14 protein-coding genes are annotated in these 17,834 nt (G+C 71.4%); 13 read left to right on the top strand and 1 reads right to left on the bottom strand.

The genetic code is table 11. The features are described 5' to 3' along the window. The first annotated feature begins 28 nt into the window (after window positions 1-28). The 13 genes from ABZE72_RS05040 to ABZE72_RS04980 all read left to right on the top strand — a co-directional run bounded on the left by ABZE72_RS05040 (window position 29) and on the right by ABZE72_RS04980 (window position 17,375). The gene (locus tag ABZE72_RS05040) at window positions 29-2,041 is read left to right on the top strand and encodes an acyltransferase family protein (RefSeq protein WP_372727926.1); all 2,013 of its coding nucleotides are present in this window, start codon (window positions 29-31) and stop codon (window positions 2,039-2,041) included. Window positions 2,042-2,166: 125 nt separating this feature from the next. Further along, complete coding sequence (locus ABZE72_RS05035; RefSeq protein ID WP_372727925.1) at window positions 2,167-3,939, top strand: methylmalonyl-CoA mutase family protein; 1,773 nt, start codon at window positions 2,167-2,169, stop codon at window positions 3,937-3,939. Continuing rightward, complete coding sequence (gene scpA / locus ABZE72_RS05030; protein WP_372727924.1) at window positions 3,936-6,101, top strand: methylmalonyl-CoA mutase; 2,166 nt, start codon at window positions 3,936-3,938, stop codon at window positions 6,099-6,101. The genes ABZE72_RS05035 and scpA overlap by 4 nt, the downstream gene beginning before the upstream one ends. Window positions 6,102-6,111: 10 nt before the next feature. Next, window positions 6,112-7,092 (top strand): methylmalonyl Co-A mutase-associated GTPase MeaB, encoded by a 981-nt coding sequence (gene meaB, locus ABZE72_RS05025; protein ID WP_372727923.1) that lies wholly within the window; start codon window positions 6,112-6,114, stop codon window positions 7,090-7,092. An 82-nt stretch (window positions 7,093-7,174) separates the two neighbouring features. Then, window positions 7,175-8,359 carry an amidohydrolase gene (locus ABZE72_RS05020; protein WP_372727922.1) on the top strand — a complete coding sequence of 395 codons (1,185 nt, stop codon included), beginning with the start codon at window positions 7,175-7,177 and terminating at the stop codon, window positions 8,357-8,359. A 141-nt stretch (window positions 8,360-8,500) separates the two neighbouring features. Next, a complete protein-coding gene (locus tag ABZE72_RS05015; RefSeq protein WP_372727921.1) occupies window positions 8,501-9,550 on the top strand; it encodes a BMP family protein in 1,050 nt (349 codons plus the stop codon). A gap of 156 nt (window positions 9,551-9,706) precedes the next feature. After that, window positions 9,707-11,254, top strand: coding sequence for an ABC transporter ATP-binding protein (locus tag ABZE72_RS05010; protein WP_372727920.1), 1,548 nt, complete (start codon window positions 9,707-9,709; stop codon window positions 11,252-11,254). Further along, entirely contained in the window at window positions 11,251-12,375 is a 1,125-nt protein-coding gene (locus tag ABZE72_RS05005; protein WP_372727919.1) for an ABC transporter permease, read from the top strand. Before ABZE72_RS05010 ends, ABZE72_RS05005 begins: the two co-directional genes overlap by 4 nt. Beyond that, the gene (locus tag ABZE72_RS05000) at window positions 12,372-13,625 is read left to right on the top strand and encodes an ABC transporter permease (RefSeq protein ID WP_372727918.1); all 1,254 of its coding nucleotides are present in this window, start codon (window positions 12,372-12,374) and stop codon (window positions 13,623-13,625) included. The genes ABZE72_RS05005 and ABZE72_RS05000 overlap by 4 nt, the downstream gene beginning before the upstream one ends. Further along, a complete protein-coding gene (locus ABZE72_RS04995) occupies window positions 13,622-14,035 on the top strand; it encodes a cytidine deaminase (RefSeq protein WP_372727917.1) in 414 nt (137 codons plus the stop codon). Before ABZE72_RS05000 ends, ABZE72_RS04995 begins: the two co-directional genes overlap by 4 nt. Further along, a complete protein-coding gene (locus tag ABZE72_RS04990) occupies window positions 14,007-15,170 on the top strand; it encodes a cytochrome P450 (protein ID WP_372727916.1) in 1,164 nt (387 codons plus the stop codon). Before ABZE72_RS04995 ends, ABZE72_RS04990 begins: the two co-directional genes overlap by 29 nt. Then, the gene (locus ABZE72_RS04985; RefSeq protein WP_372727915.1) at window positions 15,163-16,443 is read left to right on the top strand and encodes a thymidine phosphorylase; all 1,281 of its coding nucleotides are present in this window, start codon (window positions 15,163-15,165) and stop codon (window positions 16,441-16,443) included. Before ABZE72_RS04990 ends, ABZE72_RS04985 begins: the two co-directional genes overlap by 8 nt. A gap of 38 nt (window positions 16,444-16,481) precedes the next feature. After that, on the top strand, window positions 16,482-17,375 hold the full coding sequence (locus ABZE72_RS04980) for a haloalkane dehalogenase (RefSeq protein ID WP_372727914.1): 894 nt from the start codon (window positions 16,482-16,484) through the stop codon (window positions 17,373-17,375). Between the two features lie 21 nt (window positions 17,376-17,396). Here ABZE72_RS04980 and ABZE72_RS04975 read toward each other — a convergent pair. Then, a partial coding sequence (locus ABZE72_RS04975; RefSeq protein ID WP_372727913.1) for a MaoC family dehydratase occupies window positions 17,397-17,834 on the bottom strand: 438 nt, incomplete at its 5' end.

Genomic DNA, 17,834 nt, shown 5'->3' with positions numbered 1-17,834 from the left:
TGTTCCGGGCGCGCGTTAATCTCCCGCCATGTCTCGGACCCATCTGCCTGCCCTCGACGGGCTCCGGGCTCTCGCCGTCTACCTCGTGCTGCTCTTCCACGCCGGCATGCAGGTGGTGGCGGGTGGTTATGTCGGGGTCGACCTCTTCTTCGTGCTGTCCGGCTTCCTGGTCTCCGGGGTCATCCTGGCCGAGCTCGACCGCACCGGCCGGCTCCGGCTCGGCGCCTTCTACGCCCGCCGGGTGCGACGGCTGCTGCCGGCGGCGGTGGTGGTCGTGGTCGCCACCGGTGCCACGTTCGTCCTGCTCACCAGCGTCGTCCGCCGGCTCAGCCTGGTCGGCGACGCCCGCAGCGCCCTGCTCTACTACGCCAACTGGAACTTCCTGACCCGCTCCGAGGACTACTTCGCCACGGACGTGGAGAAGAGCCCCTTCCTGCACTTCTGGTCGCTGGCGATCGAGGAGCAGTTCTACGTGGTCTTCCCGTTGCTGCTCGTCGGGCTGTACTACGCCAACCGTCGGCGCTCCTGGGCCCTCGCCGCCGGGATCGGGCTGCTGCTGGTGCTCTCGCTGGGCAGCCAGTTCTACTGGATGTCCGCGGACCCCGGCCACGCCTACTACGGCACCGACGCCCGGCTCTACCAGCTGCTCGCCGGTGCCCTGCTCGCCGTCGCCGTCCGGGCCGGCTGGTCGAACCGTCGCCCGGTCGCCTCGGGGGCCGCCGGCCTGGTGCTGCTGCTCGTGGTTGCCAGCGGCTGGTGGTCGTTGAACACGTCCTGGCGCGGGCTGCTGGCCACCGTGGCCTCGGTCCTGCTGATCAGCGGGCTGCTGTCCGCCGGGGGGCCCGTGGTGCGGCTCTTCGAGCTGCGGGTCCCGGTCTACCTGGGCAAGATCTCCTACGGCACCTACCTGTGGCACTGGCCGGTCCTACTGGTCCTGCTGGAGTTCTTCGCGGTCCGCCCGCTGGTGCTCGCGGCGATGGCGGCGGTGCTGAGCACGGCTCTGGCGGCACTCTCGGCCGAGCTGCTCGAGCTGCCCGTGCGCCGCTGGGTCGGCCCGGCCTCCGTCCAGTGGCCGGTGGCCGTCTCCGGCGTGCTGGCCAGTGCGATCGTCGCGGTCGCGGTGATGACGCCGATGCTGCAGAGCCCACGTCAGCCGGCCCTGGCCGACGACGGTGCCGGGTTCGTCGCGATGGGGGCGGACCGACAGCGGGTGCCCGGCGACCTCGACTGGCAGGAGATCTCCGCGGACATCGGTCGGGGCCGGCCGTGCGCCGAGCCGAAGAACTGCTTCCTGGTCGAGAACGACGGTCCGACCGTGCTGCTGGTCGGGGACAGCCACGCCAAGATGCTGGCCCCGATGATGAAGAAGCTCGCCAACCAGCGCGGCTTCAGCCTGGCCGCCAACATCCTGCGCGGCTGCCCGTGGCAGGCAGGTCTCTCCAACCGGACCCGCCCGCCGGAGGCCAGGGAGCTCTGCAACGACCTGCGCGACGAGTGGTACGACGAGGCGATCGAGACGATTCGGCCCGACCTCACCATCCTGGTCTCGCAGAGCTACGACCTCGACCTGAAGTACCGCGACACCCTGACCAGGATCGGCGGCTCCGACGAGACCGTGGACGAGCTGGTCGCGAACACCACCCGCGAGACCCTCGACCGGCTCAGCGAGCTGGGCACTCGCACCCTGGTCGTCCACGACACGATCCGGGTGGACGGCGACCCGCTCGACTGCCTGGCCCGAGCCACGTACGTGGCCGAGTGCCTGGTGCCGGTGCCGATCGGGACGAGCGTCACCGACAGCATCCTGGTCAGCGAGGCGGTGGCCCGCGACGACATGTTCAGCGTGGACATCAACCCGGTGATCTGTCCGGACGCGCCGCTGTGTCGGCCGATCCTGCGCGGCCGGGTGGTGTGGCGCGACTTCAACCACCTCACCACGAAGATCACCCTGAAGCTCCGCAACCGGATCTGGGCGAGGGTGGAGGCGACGGGGGCGCTGGACGACCTCGGCTTCGCGCCCGCCCGCCGACCCGGGGCCTGACCCGGGGCCTGACCCGGGGCCTGACCCGGGGCCTGGACCGGTCCACGGGTCGGAATGGTCCATTCCGCTAGGGAAAAGTCACACTCGGTGGCACCCGCGGTGCCCGCCCTCCTAGGGTTCGCTCCATGACTGACGTGGAAGGCGGCCTCGACGAGCCGACCGAGCTCGAGCCGGAGCAGGGTTCGCTCGACCTCGCGGGGCCCGATGACGCGCCCTCGCGCTCCGACTGGGAGCGTGAGGCCGCCGCTGTGCTCCGCAAGGCCCGCCGGATGTCCGAGGACGACCCCGACGACCTGGTCTGGGAGAAGCTGACCCGCAGCACGCTCGACGGCATCGCCGTCACGCCGCTGGGCACCCGTGCCGTGCTCGACGAGCTCGTCACCGCGGGGCGCCCGCAACGGGTCGGGGAGTGGGACATCCGCGCCCACCTGTCGGTCGCGGACGCCACGCTCGACAACGAGGCCCTCCTGGTCGACCTGCAGAACGGTGTCACCTCGCTGTGGCTCCAGCTCAAGGACGCCTCGACCGACCTGGAGGCCCTGCTCTCCGAGGTCCTCCTCGACCTGGCGCCGGTCGTCCTGGACGCCCCGGCCGAGCCCGTGGCCGCCGCCCGGGCCCTGCTCGACCTGCTGAGCGCACGAGGGGTCGCCGCCGCCGCCGGCACCAACCTGGGCGCCGACCCGGTCCGGGCCACGGCCGACGACCTGGTCGCCGTCGCCCGCCTGGCGCTGCAGGCCGGCGTCCTGGGTGCGGTCGTCGACGCCACCGCCGTCCACGACCGCGGGGCCTCGGACGCCCAGGAGCTCGGCTACAGCCTGGCCGTGGGCGCGGCGTACCTGCGCAGCCTGACCGACGCCGGGCTGGACCTCACCGATGCGTTGCGGCTGGTCGAGTTCCGCTACGCGGCGACCGACGAGCAGTTTCCCACCATCGCCAAGCTCCGCGCCGCACGTCGTCTCTGGGCCCGGGTGGCCGAGGTCTGCGGGGCGCCGGTCGAGGCTCGCAGCCAGCGCCAGCACGTCGTGACCAGCCGTCCGATGATGAGCAAGTACGACCCCTGGGTGAACATGCTGCGCACCACGGTGGCCTCCTTCGCCGCCGGTGTCGGGGGCGCCGACGCGGTCACCGTGCTGCCCTTCGACTCCGCGCTCGGACGCCCCGACGCGTTCGGCCGCCGGATCGCCCGGAACACCTCCTCGCTGCTGATCGCGGAGTCCCACCTCGCCAAGGTCGCGGACCCCGCCGGCGGGTCCTACCTGGTCGAGAAGCTGACCGACGACCTGGCCCGGGCGGGCTGGGAGGAGTTCAGCCGGATCGAGGAGAGCGGAGGCGTCGCGGCCGCCCTGGCCGACGGCTCCCTGCAGGCCCGCATCGACGAGGTCGCGGCGCTGCGCGAGGAGCAGATCGCCCGCCGGACCCGGCCGCTGACCGGGGTCAGCGAGTTCCCGCACCTGGGCGAGACCCTGCCCGAGCGGGAGCCGGACGACTCCGCGTCCGCCGTACGACGCTACGGCGCGAGCTTCGAGGCGCTGCGCGACGAGCCGGCCGCGACGCCGGTCTTCCTGGCCACCATGGGCAGCATCGCGGCCCACACCGCGCGCGCCACCTTCGCCACCAACCTGTTCGCCGCCGGCGGCATCGCGGTCACCCCGGCCGGAGCGACCGGCGGCGTCGCTGACGTGCTCGCCGCCTACGACGCGCAGCCCGTCGTCTGCCTGGCCGGCCCCGACGCGGCGTACGCCGAGTGGGGTGCCGAACTGGTGGCAGCCCTGCGCGAGGCGGGAGCCCGTTGGGTGATCCTGGCCGGCAAGCCCGGTGACCTCGCGGTCGACGACTCCTGCGCGATCGGCGTCGACGCCCTGACCTTCCTCACCACCACCCGGGAGAAGCTGGCATGAGCGTTCCGAAGAGCTTCGCGGGCGTTCCGCTCGTCGACCAGGCACCCGCCTCGGTGGCCGGGCCCGACCCGCGCGAGCCGTGGACCAGCCCGGAAGGGATCGGCATCCTGCCGGTCTACGGCCCCGAGCACCTCGAGGGGCTCGATGCCCTCGACACCGTGCCCGGCCTGAGCCCGTTCCTGCGCGGGCCCTACCCGACGATGTACACCACCCAGCCGTGGACGGTGCGGCAGTACGCCGGCTTCTCGACCGCGGAGGAGTCCAACGCGTTCTACCGACGCAACCTCGCGGCCGGCCAGAAGGGGCTCAGCGTCGCCTTCGACCTGGCCACCCACCGCGGCTACGACTCCGACCACCCGCGGGTGCGCGGGGACGTCGGGATGGCAGGCGTCGCGATCGACTCGATCTACGACACCCGGACCCTCTTCGACGGCATCCCGCTCGACGAGATGTCGGTGTCGATGACCATGAACGGCGCCGTCCTGCCGGTGCTGGCCCTCTACATCGCGGCCGCCGAGGAGCAGGGGGTGAAGCCGGAGCAGCTCGCGGGGACGATCCAGAACGACATCCTCAAGGAGTTCATGGTCCGCAACACCTACATCTACCCGCCGGCGCCGAGCATGCGGATCATCTCGGACATCTTCAGCTACACCTCGGCGAAGATGCCCCGCTTCAACTCGATCTCGATCTCGGGCTACCACATCCAGGAGGCCGGGGCGACGGCCGACCTGGAGCTCGCCTACACGCTCGCGGACGGCGTGGAGTACATCCGGGCCGGCCTCGACACCGGGATGACGATCGACCAGTTCGCCCCGCGGCTGTCCTTCTTCTGGGCGATCGGGATGAACTTCTTCATGGAGGTCGCCAAGATGCGCGCCGGGCGCGCGCTGTGGGCCCGGCTGGTGCGCGAGTTCGAGCCGCAGAACCCCAAGTCGCTGAGCCTGCGCACGCACAGCCAGACCAGTGGCTGGTCGCTGACTGCCCAGGACGTCTTCAACAACGTCCAGCGCACCTGCATCGAGGCGATGGCCGCGACCCAGGGCCACACCCAGTCGCTGCACACCAACGCCCTCGACGAGGCGATCGCGCTGCCCACCGACTTCTCGGCCCGGATCGCGCGCAACACCCAGCTGCTGCTCCAGCAGGAGTCCGGGACCACGCACAGCATCGACCCGTGGGGCGGTTCGTATTACGTCGAGCGGCTCACCCACGACCTCGCCGAGCGGGCCTGGGCCCACATCCAGGAGGCCGAGCGGGCCGGCGGGATGGCGAAGGCGATCGAGCAGGGCATCCCCAAGATGCGGATCGAGGAGGCGGCCGCGCGCACCCAGGCCCGGATCGACTCCGGGGCGCAGTCGGTGATCGGGGTGAACACCTACCGGTTGGCCGCCGAGGACAAGCTCGACGTGCTCCGGGTCGACAACGACGACGTCTACCGCCAGCAGATCGCGAAGCTGGAGCGGCTGCGGGCCGAGCGCGACGACGACGACGTACGTCGCACGCTGGAGGCGCTGACGAACTCCGCCGAGCGCGGGCCGCAGCGCGGATCGCTGGACGGCAACCTGCTCGCGCTCGCGGTGGACGCGGCCCGTGCCAAGGCGACCGTCGGCGAGATCTCCGAGGCGCTGGAGAAGGTCTACGGCCGGCACCAGGCCGTGATCCGTACGATCAGCGGCGTGTTCCGCGAAGAGTCCGGCCCCGGCAGCGCCGCGGTCCAGCAGGTCCTCGACGCCACCGACGCCTTCGAGGAGGCCGAGGGGCGCCGCCCGCGCATCCTGGTGGCGAAGATGGGTCAGGACGGCCACGACCGCGGCCAGAAGGTCGTGGTCACCGCGTTCGCGGACATGGGCTTCGACGTCGACGTGGGCCCGCTGTTCTCGACCCCCGAGGAGGTTGCCCAGCAGGCGGTCGACGCCGACGTGCACCTGGTCGGGGTCTCGTCGCTGGCGGCGGGTCACCTGGCCCTGCTGCCGGCGCTGAAGGCGGCCCTCGCCGAGCAGGGACGCGAGGACATCATGGTCGTGATCGGGGGCGTGATCCCGCCCGACGACGTGGAGACGTTGCGCGAGATGGGGGCCGCCGCGGTCTTCCTGCCCGGCACGGTGATCGCCGAGTCCGCGCTCGACCTGCTGGCCAAGCTGCGGGAGCAGCTCGGCCACTGATGGCGCGCTGATGGTGGACGTCGCCGGGCTGGTCGCCGGGATCCGGGAGGGCCGGCGCGCTGCGGTGTCGCAGGCGATCACCCTGGTGGAGTCGCACAAGCCCGAGCACCGGGCGTTGGCCCGGGAGCTGCTGGCCGAGCTCGCGGAGCTGCAGGCCGGCGCCCCGCAGGCCGTCCGGGTCGGCATCTCCGGCGTCCCGGGGGTCGGGAAGTCCACGTTCATCGAGTCGCTCGGCTCCCGGCTCACCGCCGCCGGTCACCGGGTGGGGGTGCTCGCGGTCGACCCGTCGTCGGTGCGCACCGGCGGGTCGGTGCTGGGGGACAAGACCCGGATGGCTCGACTCGCGACCGACCAGCGGGCCTACATCCGGCCCTCGCCGTCCGCCGGAACGCTGGGCGGGGTGGCGCGCGCGACCTTCCAGGCGATCAGCGTCCTCGAGGCCGCGTCGTACGACGTGGTGCTGGTGGAGACCGTCGGTGTCGGTCAGTCCGAGGTGACGGTCGCCGGCATGGTCGACACGTTCCTCTTCCTCACCCTGGCCCGCACCGGGGACCAGCTGCAGGGCATCAAGAAGGGCATCCTGGAGATCGCCGACGTGATCGCGGTGAACAAGGCCGATGGCGACCGGGAGCAGGAGGCGCGCTCCGCGGCTCGCGAGCTGGCGGGTGCGCTGCGGCTGGTGCACGGCAAGGGCGAGTGGGCGCCGCCCGTGGTGACCTGCTCGGGCCTCACCGACGTCGGCGTGGACGACCTGTGGCAACGGGTGCTGGACCACCGCGACCACCTGGGCGAGGACGGCCTGGCCGCCAAGCGTGCGCGTCAGCAGCTCGACTTCACCTGGGCGCTGGTCCGCGACGAGCTGGCCGAGCGGCTGCGCCACTCGCCGGGCGTCGCCCGGGTGCGCGACGAGGTGCAGGCGGCAGTACTGGCCGGCGAGCTGCCGGCGACCGTTGCGGCGGACCGGATCCTCGAGGCGTACGACGGTCCCTGATCGAGAGACCGCCTCCCGCCATCGCCGCCGCGGCGGCGTCGGGCCGGGCGCGGCGAAGCGGGGCGTACTAACCTCGGAGCAAATGTCATCTGCCGCTGCCGCCCTCATCGACGCCACGATCGCCGCCCGCGAGGCGGAGCTGGTCACGCTACGACGCGACCTGCACGCGCACCCCGAGCTGAGCTGGGAAGAGCTGCGCACGACCGACGCCGTCGTCCGGGCGCTGGAGTCCTCCGGCTGGCGGATCACCCGGCTGGTCGACAGCGGGCTGGTCGCCGACCTGGGGGAGGAGGGGCCGCTGGTCGCCCTGCGTGCCGACCTGGACGCGCTGCCGGTCCACGACACCACCGAGGACCCCTGGGCGAGCACCGTGCCCGGGGCCGCTCACGCCTGCGGCCACGACCTGCACACCGCCGCCCTGGTCGGCGCAGCGCTCGCGCTGGCCGAGGTGCACGCCGCCGGGCTGCTGCCGGGGCGGGTGCGGCTGCTCTTCCAGCCGGCCGAGGAGGTCATGCCCGGCGGTGCGCTGAGCCTGATCGCGGTGGGTGCGCTGGACGGGGTCGAGCGGCTCTTCGGCCTGCACTGCGACCCCAGTCTCGACGTCGGGTTCGTCGGGTTGCGGGAAGGGCCGATCACCGGCGCCGCCGATCACCTCGACATCACGATCACCGGCTCGGGCGGCCACACCTCGCGCCCGCACCTGACCGAGGACCTGACCTACGCGATGGCCAAGGTGGTCACCGAGCTGCCGGGCATCCTCTCGCGCCGGCTCGACCCCCGCGCCGGGGTGAGCATGGTGTGGGGCATCGTGCGCTCGGGCTCGGCGGTGAACATCATCCCGCACACCGGTTACCTCGGGGGCACGGTGCGGATGCTCGACGCTCTGGCCTGGGAGAAGGCCGAGAAGCTGGTCCCCGAACTCGTCGAGCAGATCGTCGCGCCGTACGGCGTGCACGCCCACGTCGACTACCGGCGCGGCGTACCGCCCGTGGTCAACGACCCGCACAGCACCCAGCTGCTGGGTGCTGCCGCCGAGCGGGTGCTGGGTCGCGACGGGCTGGTGGCGACGCTGCAGAGCCTCGGTGGCGAGGACTTCGGGTGGTACCTCGACCGCGTCCCGGGGGCGATGTGCCGGCTCGGCACGCGCACGCCGGGCGGTGCGACCTACGACCTGCACCAGGGGAACCTGCGGGTGGACGACCGGGCCACGGCCGTGGGATCCCGTCTGCTGGCCGAGGTCGCGGTGCAGGCGACACGCTCTCGCTGAGTCGGCGAACGAGCTGGGGACGGACCACGCACTATCAGGTCGGTAACAACTTCGTCACGTGGTCGCCTACTGCGACGCCAGGGCCTAGTGTCAGCCGGGTTCGCGCCCGACTGGGGGCGCACAGCACCTCAAGGAGGCGTCTTGCGACGCAGTACTAAGTTCGCAGCACTGGTCACCGCCGGGATCCTGTCCCTGGCCGCCACCGGTTGCGGGAGCGACAACGACACCACGGACAACGGCACGTCGGGCGAGGGCCCGACCTCGGACGTCAAGATCGGCATGGCCTACGACGTCGGCGGCCGTGGGGACCAGTCCTTCAACGACTCCGCCGCCGCGGGTCTCGACCAGGCGGTCGAGGAGTTCGGGATGACCTCCCAGGAGTCCGAGGCCACCGACGGTGAGGCCGAGTCCGCTCGCGAGGAGCGCCTGCGCACCTTCGCCGACGCCGGCTTCGACCCGATCATCGCCGTGGGCTTCGCCTACGGCGGCGCGATCGCCAAGGTCTCCGCTGAGTACCCCGACGTCCACTTCGCGATCATCGACGACGAGTCGGCTGTGGCCGACAACGTCGCCAACCTGGTCTTCGCCGAGGAGCAGGGCTCCTTCCTGGTCGGTGCCGCCGCGGCGCTGAAGACCGAGTCGGACCACATCGGCTTCATCGGTGGCGTCGAGACCCCGCTCATCCAGAAGTTCGAGGCGGGCTTCATCGCAGGCGCCCAGGCCGTGAACCCGAAGATCAAGATCGACTCGACCTACCTCACCCAGGTTCCGGACTTCTCCGGCTTCGGTGACCCGGCCAAGGGCAAGACCGCCGCCCAGGGCATGTACGACGCCGGCGCCGACATCGTCTACCACGCTGCTGGTGGCTCCGGTGGTGGTGTCTTCGAGGCCGCCAAGGAGGCCAAGGCCAAGGCCATCGGTGTCGACTCCGACCAGTACAACACCGCCGACCCGTCGGTCCAGGACGTCATCCTGACGTCGATGCTCAAGAACGTGAACGTCGCGGTCTACGAGTACCTCTCCAGCATCAACGACGGCACCTTCCCGTCGGGCACCACTCGCTACGACCTCGAGGTCGACGGTGTCGGCTACTCCACCAGCGGTGGTCAGGTCGACGACATCACCGGCGAGCTGGACGGCTACAAGCAGAAGATCATCGACGGAGAGATCAAGGTTCCGACCGCTCCGTGATGTTGCTCGACACCTGAGCGACTCGCACCATCCGGCGGGGTCGCAGGTTCGCACTCGACTGCGTGCCTGCGGCCCCGCCGTTCGTGGGAGGCAGGTTCCGGCCTGCCCCATCGGGCGAGTAACCTTCGCCCGACTGAACAAGGGGGTCACAACGACGTGTCCACATCTGCACCGGTCGCCGAGACGGCGACCCCGGGCGATCTCGCCGTCCGGCTGCGCGGCATCGGCAAGCGCTTCCCGGGCGTCATCGCCAACGACAACGTCAACATCGACGTGCGCCGCGGCACCATCCACGCGATCGTGGGCGAGAACGGCGCCGGCAAGTCGACGTTGATGAAGATCCTGTACGGCGTCCAGGCGCCCGACTCCGGGACCATCGAAATCGGCGGCAGGTCGGTCTCGCTCGGGTCCCCCGCGGACGCGATCCGCGCCGGCGTCGGCATGGTCTTCCAGCACTTCATGCTCGCCGACAACCTCACCGTCCTCGAGAACGTGGTGCTCGGCGCCGAGAAGCTGCACGGCATCGGCGCCGCCGCCCGTACCGAGATTTTGCGGATCTCGGACGCCTACGGCCTCGACGTCGACCCCGACAAGCTCGTGGAGGAGCTCGGCGTCGGCGCCCGTCAGCGCATCGAGATCCTCAAGGTGCTCTACCGCGGCGCGCGCGTGATCATCCTGGACGAGCCCACGGCCGTCCTGGTGCCCCAGGAGGTGGACGAGCTCTTCGGCAACCTGCGCGAGCTCAAGAGCGAGGGCCTCAGCGTCATCTTCATCTCCCACAAGCTGGACGAGGTGCTCTCCGTCGCCGACGAGATCACCGTGATCCGCCGGGGGACCACCGTGACCACCGTCGAGGACCCCTCCGGGGTCACCGCACGCGAGCTGGCCGAGCTGATGGTCGGCTCCGAGCTGCCCTCGCCGAGCACGGACGCGTCCACCGTCACCGACGAGGTACTGCTGCACGTCGAGAACCTCTGCCTGCCGAGCAAGGAGGGTCGACCGCTCCTGGACGCCATCTCCTTCGACATCCACCGCGGCGAGGTCCTGGGCATCGCCGGCGTGGAGGGCAACGGTCAGGCCGAACTGGTCGAGGCGATCATGGGCATGCGCGAGCACGCCACCGGTGTCGTCCGGCTCGCCGACCTCGACCTCTCCACTCTCAGCACCCGCGAGCGCCGGGAGAGCGGCGTCGGGTACATCCCCGAGGACCGCCACCGACACGGCCTGCTGCTCGACTCCCCGCTCTGGGAGAACCGGGTCCTGGGCCACCAGGGCCGCCCACCGAGCGCACGCCACGGCCTGATCGACAAGGGCGGGGCTCGTCGGGACACCGAGCGCATCATCGAGGAGTACGACGTCCGCACGCCGGGCCCGGACGTCCTGGCCCGCGCTCTCTCCGGCGGCAACCAGCAGAAGCTGATCGTGGGTCGCGAGATGAGCGGAGACCCCGTCCTGCTGATCGCCGCCCACCCCACGCGCGGCGTGGACGTGGGCGCCCAGGCCGCGATCTGGACGCACATCAAGGAAGCCCGCAAGAAGGGACTCGCTGTCTTGCTGATCTCGGCCGACCTGGACGAGCTGATCGGGCTCTCCGACCGGATCGAGGTGATCCTGCGCGGCTCGCTCGTGGGTGAGTTCGATCCCTCCGAGGTGACCCCGCAGCAGCTCGGGTCCGCGATGACCGGAGCGGGGGAGAACGCATGAGCCAGGAACGCCTGCTGCGGCTCGGCCTGGCGATCAGCGCTCCGCTGCTCGCCCTGGTCGCCGCCTTCGCCATCACCAGCCTGGTGCTGATCGCCGCCGGGGACCCGGTCGGCGAGGTGTGGAGCACGATCCTCTCGGTGCCGGCCAGCCGGAACTTCGCCAACATCGTCAACAACGCGACCGTGCTCTACCTCTCCGGCATCGCGGTCGCGGTCGGGTTCCGGATGAACCTGTTCAACATCGGCGTGGACGGCCAGTACCGGGTCGCCGCGTTCATCGCCGCCGTGGTGGCGGGCGAGGCCTGGCTGCCCGGCCACCTCAACACCGTGCTCGCGATCGCCGCCGCCATGCTGGCCGGCGCCATGTGGGCGGGCATCGCCGGCCTGCTGCGCGCCACCCGTGGCGTCAGCGAGGTCATCTCCACGATCATGCTGAACTTTATCGCCACCGGTCTGGTCGCCTACTTCCTGCGCAAGGCCGCGGTCCGGACCCCGGGCAGCAACACGCTGGCGACCAAGGAGATCCCCGAGGGCAGCCGGATCCCCAACATCAGCATCGGCGACGGCCCTGGCCAGGACCTCTACGGCTTCCTCGTCATCGCTGCCGTCGTCGGCTTCGCCTACTGGTTCCTGCTGAACCGGACCCGGTTCGGCTTCGACCTGCGCGCGACCGGCCAGTCCGGGACCGCCGCCGTCGCCAGCGGCATCAACGTCCGCCGGATGACGATCGCCGCCATGCTCATCTCGGGTGCCGTCGCCGGCCTCGTGGGCATGCCGATCCTGTTCGGCTCGGCGTACAGCTACGGCTCGACGTTCCAGTCCGGCCTCGGCTTCGCCGGCATCGCGATCGCCCTGCTCGGGCGGAACAACCCGATCGGTATCGCGGTGGGCGCCCTGCTGTTCGCCTACCTCAACGAGCAGTCCAACCCGCTCCAGATCCTGGTCGGGGTCTCGCCCGACATCGTGGCGATCACCCAGGGCACCATCGTCCTGACCGTGGTGATCAGCTACGAGGTCGTGCGCCGCTTCGGCATCCGCCTCGAGCAGCAGGCCGTGGCGCGGGCCCTGACCGAGCCGCCGCCCGCGAGACCGTCCAGCCCGAACGAGGAGGTCTCGGCATGAGCACCCGCATCGATGTCCGCACCGACAAGGCGGCCACCCGGCGCTTCCCGCGCCGCTACGTCGTCCTCGCCGCGATCGTCCTCACGCTCGCCGCGATGTCGATCCTCGAGATGATCACCGGCGCAGGCGACCTGACGTCCTCGGGGACGATCGCGGCGACCATGGTCGCCACGGCACCGATCATGCTGGCCGCCCTGGGCGGTCTCTGGTCGGAGCGCGCCGGCATCGTCAACATCGGGCTCGAGGGCATGATGATCCTCGGCACCTACGGCGCCGGCTACTTCGGCTACCACTACGGCGCCTGGGCCGGTGTCGTCGGCGCGATCATGATGGGGATGATCGGCGGCCTCGTGCACGCCGTCGCCACCGTCGTGTTCGGGATCGACCACATCATCTCCGGTGTCGCGATCAACATCATCGCCCTCGGCGCGGTGCAGTACCTCGCCTCGCTGACCTTCGTCGGCCTGCCCGGCGGCGGCTCGACCCAGTCCCCGAAGATCCCGAACGTCCCCTCGATCACGATCGGACCACTGCGCGACGCGCTGGGGACGGTCGAGAAGCAGGACCTCTTCGTGGTCTCCGAGGCGGCGGCGCTGCTGCGCGCCATGGTCACCAACCTCTCCTCGCTGGTGCTGATCGCACTGCTCGCGCTGGTGCTGAGCTACGTGGTGCTCTGGCGCACGTCGTTCGGACTGCGGCTGCGCTCGTGCGGCGAGAGCCCCGCGGCCGCGGAGTCCCTGGGCATCAAGGTGATGCGCTACAAGTTTGTCGCCGTGCTCATCTCCGGCGGCATGGCTGGCCTCGGTGGCGGCTTCCTCGCGATGGTGGCCTCCAGCAACTACCGCGACGGCCAGACCGGAGGGCGCGGCTACATCGGTCTCGCCGCGATGATCTTCGGCAACTGGCGGCCCTCCGGGCTGCTGGCCGGCTCCGGGCTGTTCGGCTACACCGAGACCCTGGGTCTGCGGCAGGGCGGCACGTCCGTCCACGCGCTGCTGCTCGCGCTGGCGGTGCTGGCGCTCGCCGCGGCCGTCTGGCAGGCCCGCCAGGGCCTGATGCGCGCCGCGATCATCTCCGGCTCGGTGGCCGTCGCGATCGGGGCGCTCTACGCCGCGATCGACGAGGTGCCGGGCGACTTCACCCGGATGACGCCGTACGTGATCACGCTGCTGGTGCTGGCCTTCGCCTCGCAACGGCTACGAATGCCGGCCGCCGACGGGCAGATCTATCGCAAGGGCTCGGCCGGATGACCGAGCCCGTCGCCGAGCCCACCGCGGGCTTCGACTGGGACGCCCTGCGTGCCGAGGCGAGTGCCGCGATGCGGCACGCCTACGCGCCGTACTCCCAGTTCGCGGTGGGGGCTGCGGCGCGGGTCGACGACGGCCGGACCGTGGTGGGGTGCAACGTCGAGAACGCCGCGTACGGCGTGGCGCTCTGCGCGGAGTGCGGGTTGGTCAGCCAGCTGCACATCACCGGCGGCGGCCGGCTGACCCACTTCGTCTGCGTCAACGGTGCGGGCGAGGTGATCATGCCGTGCGGCCGGTGCCGCCAGCTGCTCGTCGAGAACGGCGGCCCGAGCCTGCAGCTGCTCACGGTCTCGGGTGTGCGCACGATGAGCGAGGTGCTGCCGGATGCCTTCGGTCCCGACGACCTCGCTTGACCTGTCGGCCCCCGAGGTCGTCGCCGACCCCTATCCGTTCTTCGCCGCGGAGCGGGCCCGGCACCCGGTCGCCTGGCACGAGGGCCAGCAGCGGTTCCTGACGTTCTCGCACGCTGCCGTCAGCCGGGTCCAGCGCGAGCGCAGCCTCGGCCGGATCTGGGTCGACCGGGAGCCTGCCGCGCAGCTGGAGCCGTTCAACCTGCTGCACCGCAACCAGATGATGGAGAACGAGCCTCCCGAGCACACCCGCCTGCGCCGGCCGGTGGCGCGGGCCTTCAGCCGCGGTCACGTGGAGCGGCTCCGGCCCCGGGTGCGCAGCCTCGCCGCGGAGCTGCTCGCGCAGGTCGACCTCGCCGGCTTCGACGTCGTCGAGCAGTACGCCGAGCCGCTGCCTGTCCTCGTCATTGCCGAGCTGCTGGGTGTACCCGGATCGCACGTGCACGACCTGCGCGACTGGTCCCAGGCGATCGTCCGGATGTACGAGGCCGACCCCTCGCCGGCCGTCGTGGCGGGGGCGGTCTCCGCGGCGACCGACTTCGCCGGCCTGGTCCGCGAGCTGGCCGCCGAGCGTCGTCGTACGCCGGCCGACGACCTGCTCACCGACCTGGTCGGCACCGAGCTCACCGACGACGAGGTCGTCGCAGCGGTGGTCCTGCTGCTCAACGCCGGTCACGAGGCGTCGGTCAACGTCTTCGGCAACGGCCTGGTCGCCATGCTGCGACGCGGTCTGCGCCCCGGCGCGGACGTCGCCGTGACGGTGGAGGAGATGCTGCGCTTCGACTCGGCGCTGCAGCTCTTCGAGCGCACCGCGACCGAGGACGTCGAGGTCGCCGGCGTGGTGGTGGAGCAGGGGCAGAGGATCGCTGCCCTGCTCGGTGCCGCCAACCGGGACCCTGCGGTCTTCACCGCCCCCGACACCTTCGACGTCGACCGCGACCCCAACCCGCACCTGGCCTTCGGCGTCGGCGTGCACTTCTGCCTCGGGGCCCCGCTGGCCCGGATGGAGCTGGCCGAGTCGGTGGCGGCGCTGTGGCAGACCTGTCCAGACCTGGCGCTCGCGGGCGAGCCGCAGAGCCGGGACACCTTCGTGCTGAGAGGGTTCCGCAAGGTGCCCGTGGGAGGAACACATGCATGACGCGGTAGAGGTCATCCTCGCCAAGCGAGACGGCGGCGAGCTGAGCGACAGCCAGATCGACTGGGTCATCGACGCCTACACCCGGGGCGACGTCGCCGACGAGCAGATGTCGGCGCTGGCGATGGCGATCCTGCTCAACGGGATGGGTCGACGTGAGATCGCCCGGTGGACCGCGGCGATGATCGCCTCGGGGGAGCGGATGGACTTCTCCACGCTGTCCCGGCCCACCGCCGACAAGCACTCCACCGGAGGCGTGGGCGACAAGATCACCCTGCCGCTGGCGCCCCTGGTGGCTGCCTGCGGGGTGGCCGTCCCGCAGCTCTCCGGTCGCGGGCTGGGCCACACCGGCGGCACGCTGGACAAGCTGGAGGCCATCCCCGGTTGGCGGGCGTCGCTGTCCAACGAGGAGATGTTCGACCAGCTCGAGGCGGTCGGCGCCGTCATCTGTGCCGCCGGCGACGGCCTGGCGCCGGCCGACAAGAAGCTCTACGCGCTGCGCGACGTCACCGGCACCGTCGAGGCGATCCCGCTCATCGCCTCCTCGATCATGTCGAAGAAGATCGCCGAGGGCACCGGCTCGCTGGTGCTCGACGTCAAGGTCGGCACCGGGGCCTTCATGAAGGACCTCGAGAAGGCGCGCGAGCTGGCCCGCACCATGGTCGGTCTCGGCACCGATGCCGGGGTGCACACGGTCGCCCTGCTCACCGACATGTCCACCCCGCTGGGCCGCACGGCCGGCAACGCGATCGAGGTAGCCGAGTCGGTCGAGGTGCTCGCCGGGGGTGGGCCCGCCGACGTCGTCGAGCTGACCCTGGCCCTGGCCCGCGAGATGCTCGCCGGTGCCGGCCGGTCCGACGTCGACCCGGCCGAGAAGCTCGCCGACGGCTCGGCGATGGACGTCTGGCGCACGATGATCCGCGCCCAGGGCGGGGACCCGGACGCCGCGATGAAGCAGGCACGCGAGTCGCACGTGGTGAGCGCGCCGAGCACCGGCGTGCTGACCCGCCTCGACGCGATGGCGGTCGGCATGGCCGCCTGGCGGCTCGGGGCCGGCCGGGCCAAGCAGGGCGCCGCGGTCCAGGACGGTGCCGGGGTCCTCTGGCACGCGCGTCCCGGCGACGAGGTCACCGAGGGCGAGCCGCTCTTCACCCTGCTCACCGACGAGCCGGAGCGCTTCGAGCGGGCCCTGGCCTCCCTGGACGGTGGCTTCGACATCGCCGCCCCGGGTACGACGTACCAGGCGACGCCGCTGGTGCTCGACCGGATCGGCTGAGCCACCCCGGGTCACCCGGAGTGTGCAACGGTGGGTCCATGACCAGCCTGCGCACCGCGGACGAGCGCTTTCGCGACCTGCCCGACTACGACTTCGCACCGCACTACCGCGAGGTCGGCGACGGTCTGCGGATGCACCACGTCGAGGAGGGGCCCAGCGACGCGGACCCGGTGCTGATGCTGCACGGCGAACCGTCCTGGAGCTACCTCTACCGGCACATGATCCCGGTCTTCGCCAGGGCCGGTCACCGGGCGATCGCGCCCGACCTGATCGGGTTCGGTCGCTCCGACAAGCCGGGTGCGGTCAGCGACTACAGCTACCAGGCGCACATGGACTGGCTGACCGAGTGGCTGCTCGACCTGGACCTGCGCAACGTCACGCTGGTCTGCCAGGACTGGGGCTCGCTGCTCGGGCTGCGGCTGGCCGCGGAGCACGAGGAGCGCTTCTCCCGGATCGTGGTCGCCAACGGCTTCCTGCCCACCGCGCACCTGCCGGCGAACCTGGCGTTCAAGGTGTGGCGAGGCTTCGCGCTGCACACGCCGGTGCTGCCGATCGGCCGAATCGTCGACATGGGGTCCGCGCGCAACCTGACGCCCGCCGAGCGGGCGGCGTACGACGCGCCGTTCCCGTCCGCGGCGTACAAGGCCGGTGCCCGGGCGTTCCCCGCCCTGGTGCCCACCTCGCCCGACGACCCGGCGGTGCCCGCCAACCGTGCGGCCTGGCAGCGGCTCGGTGCCTGGGAGAAACCGTTCCTGACCCTCTTCGGGCGCAGGGACCCGATCCTCGGCCGGGCCGACGTGCCGTTGCAGGAGCACGTGCCGGGAGCCGCCGGTCAGCCGCACGCCCGACTCGACGGCAGCCACTTCGTCCAGGAGGACGCCGGTGAGGAGATCGCCCGGCGTACGGTCGAGTGGATGGCTGCGAGCCGCTGAGCCACCCGGTGAGGGTCGGGCTCAGCCCAGCAGCAGGACCAACATCTCCGCGACACAGGCGGGCTTGGTCTCACCCTCGATCTCGATGACGTACTTCATCGTCAGCTGCAGCCCGGCCCCGAGCTCGGCGGCGTCGGTGAAGGTGCAGGTGGCACGGACCCGGGAACCGACCGGGACCGGGTTCGGGAAGCGGACCTTGTTGAGGCCGTAGTTGAGCCGGGCGCCGGGCGTCTCGAGGGTGAAGATCTGGCTGCCCAGGAAGGGCAGCAGCGACACGGTGAGGTAGCCGTGGGCGATGGTGCCACCGAAGGGGCCGGTCGCCGCCCGCTCGACGTCGACGTGGATCCACTGGTGGTCGTCGGTGGCGTCGGCGAACGTGTCGACGCGCTCCTGGTCGATCGTCAGCCAGTCACTCGATCCGAGGTCCTCGCCGATCGCGGCGGTGATCTCGTCGACGGT

This window comes from Nocardioides sp. (assembly GCF_041600255.1).
Classification (GTDB): domain Bacteria; phylum Actinomycetota; class Actinomycetes; order Propionibacteriales; family Nocardioidaceae; genus Nocardioides.
This window is presented reverse-complemented; position numbering and strand designations above follow the sequence as displayed.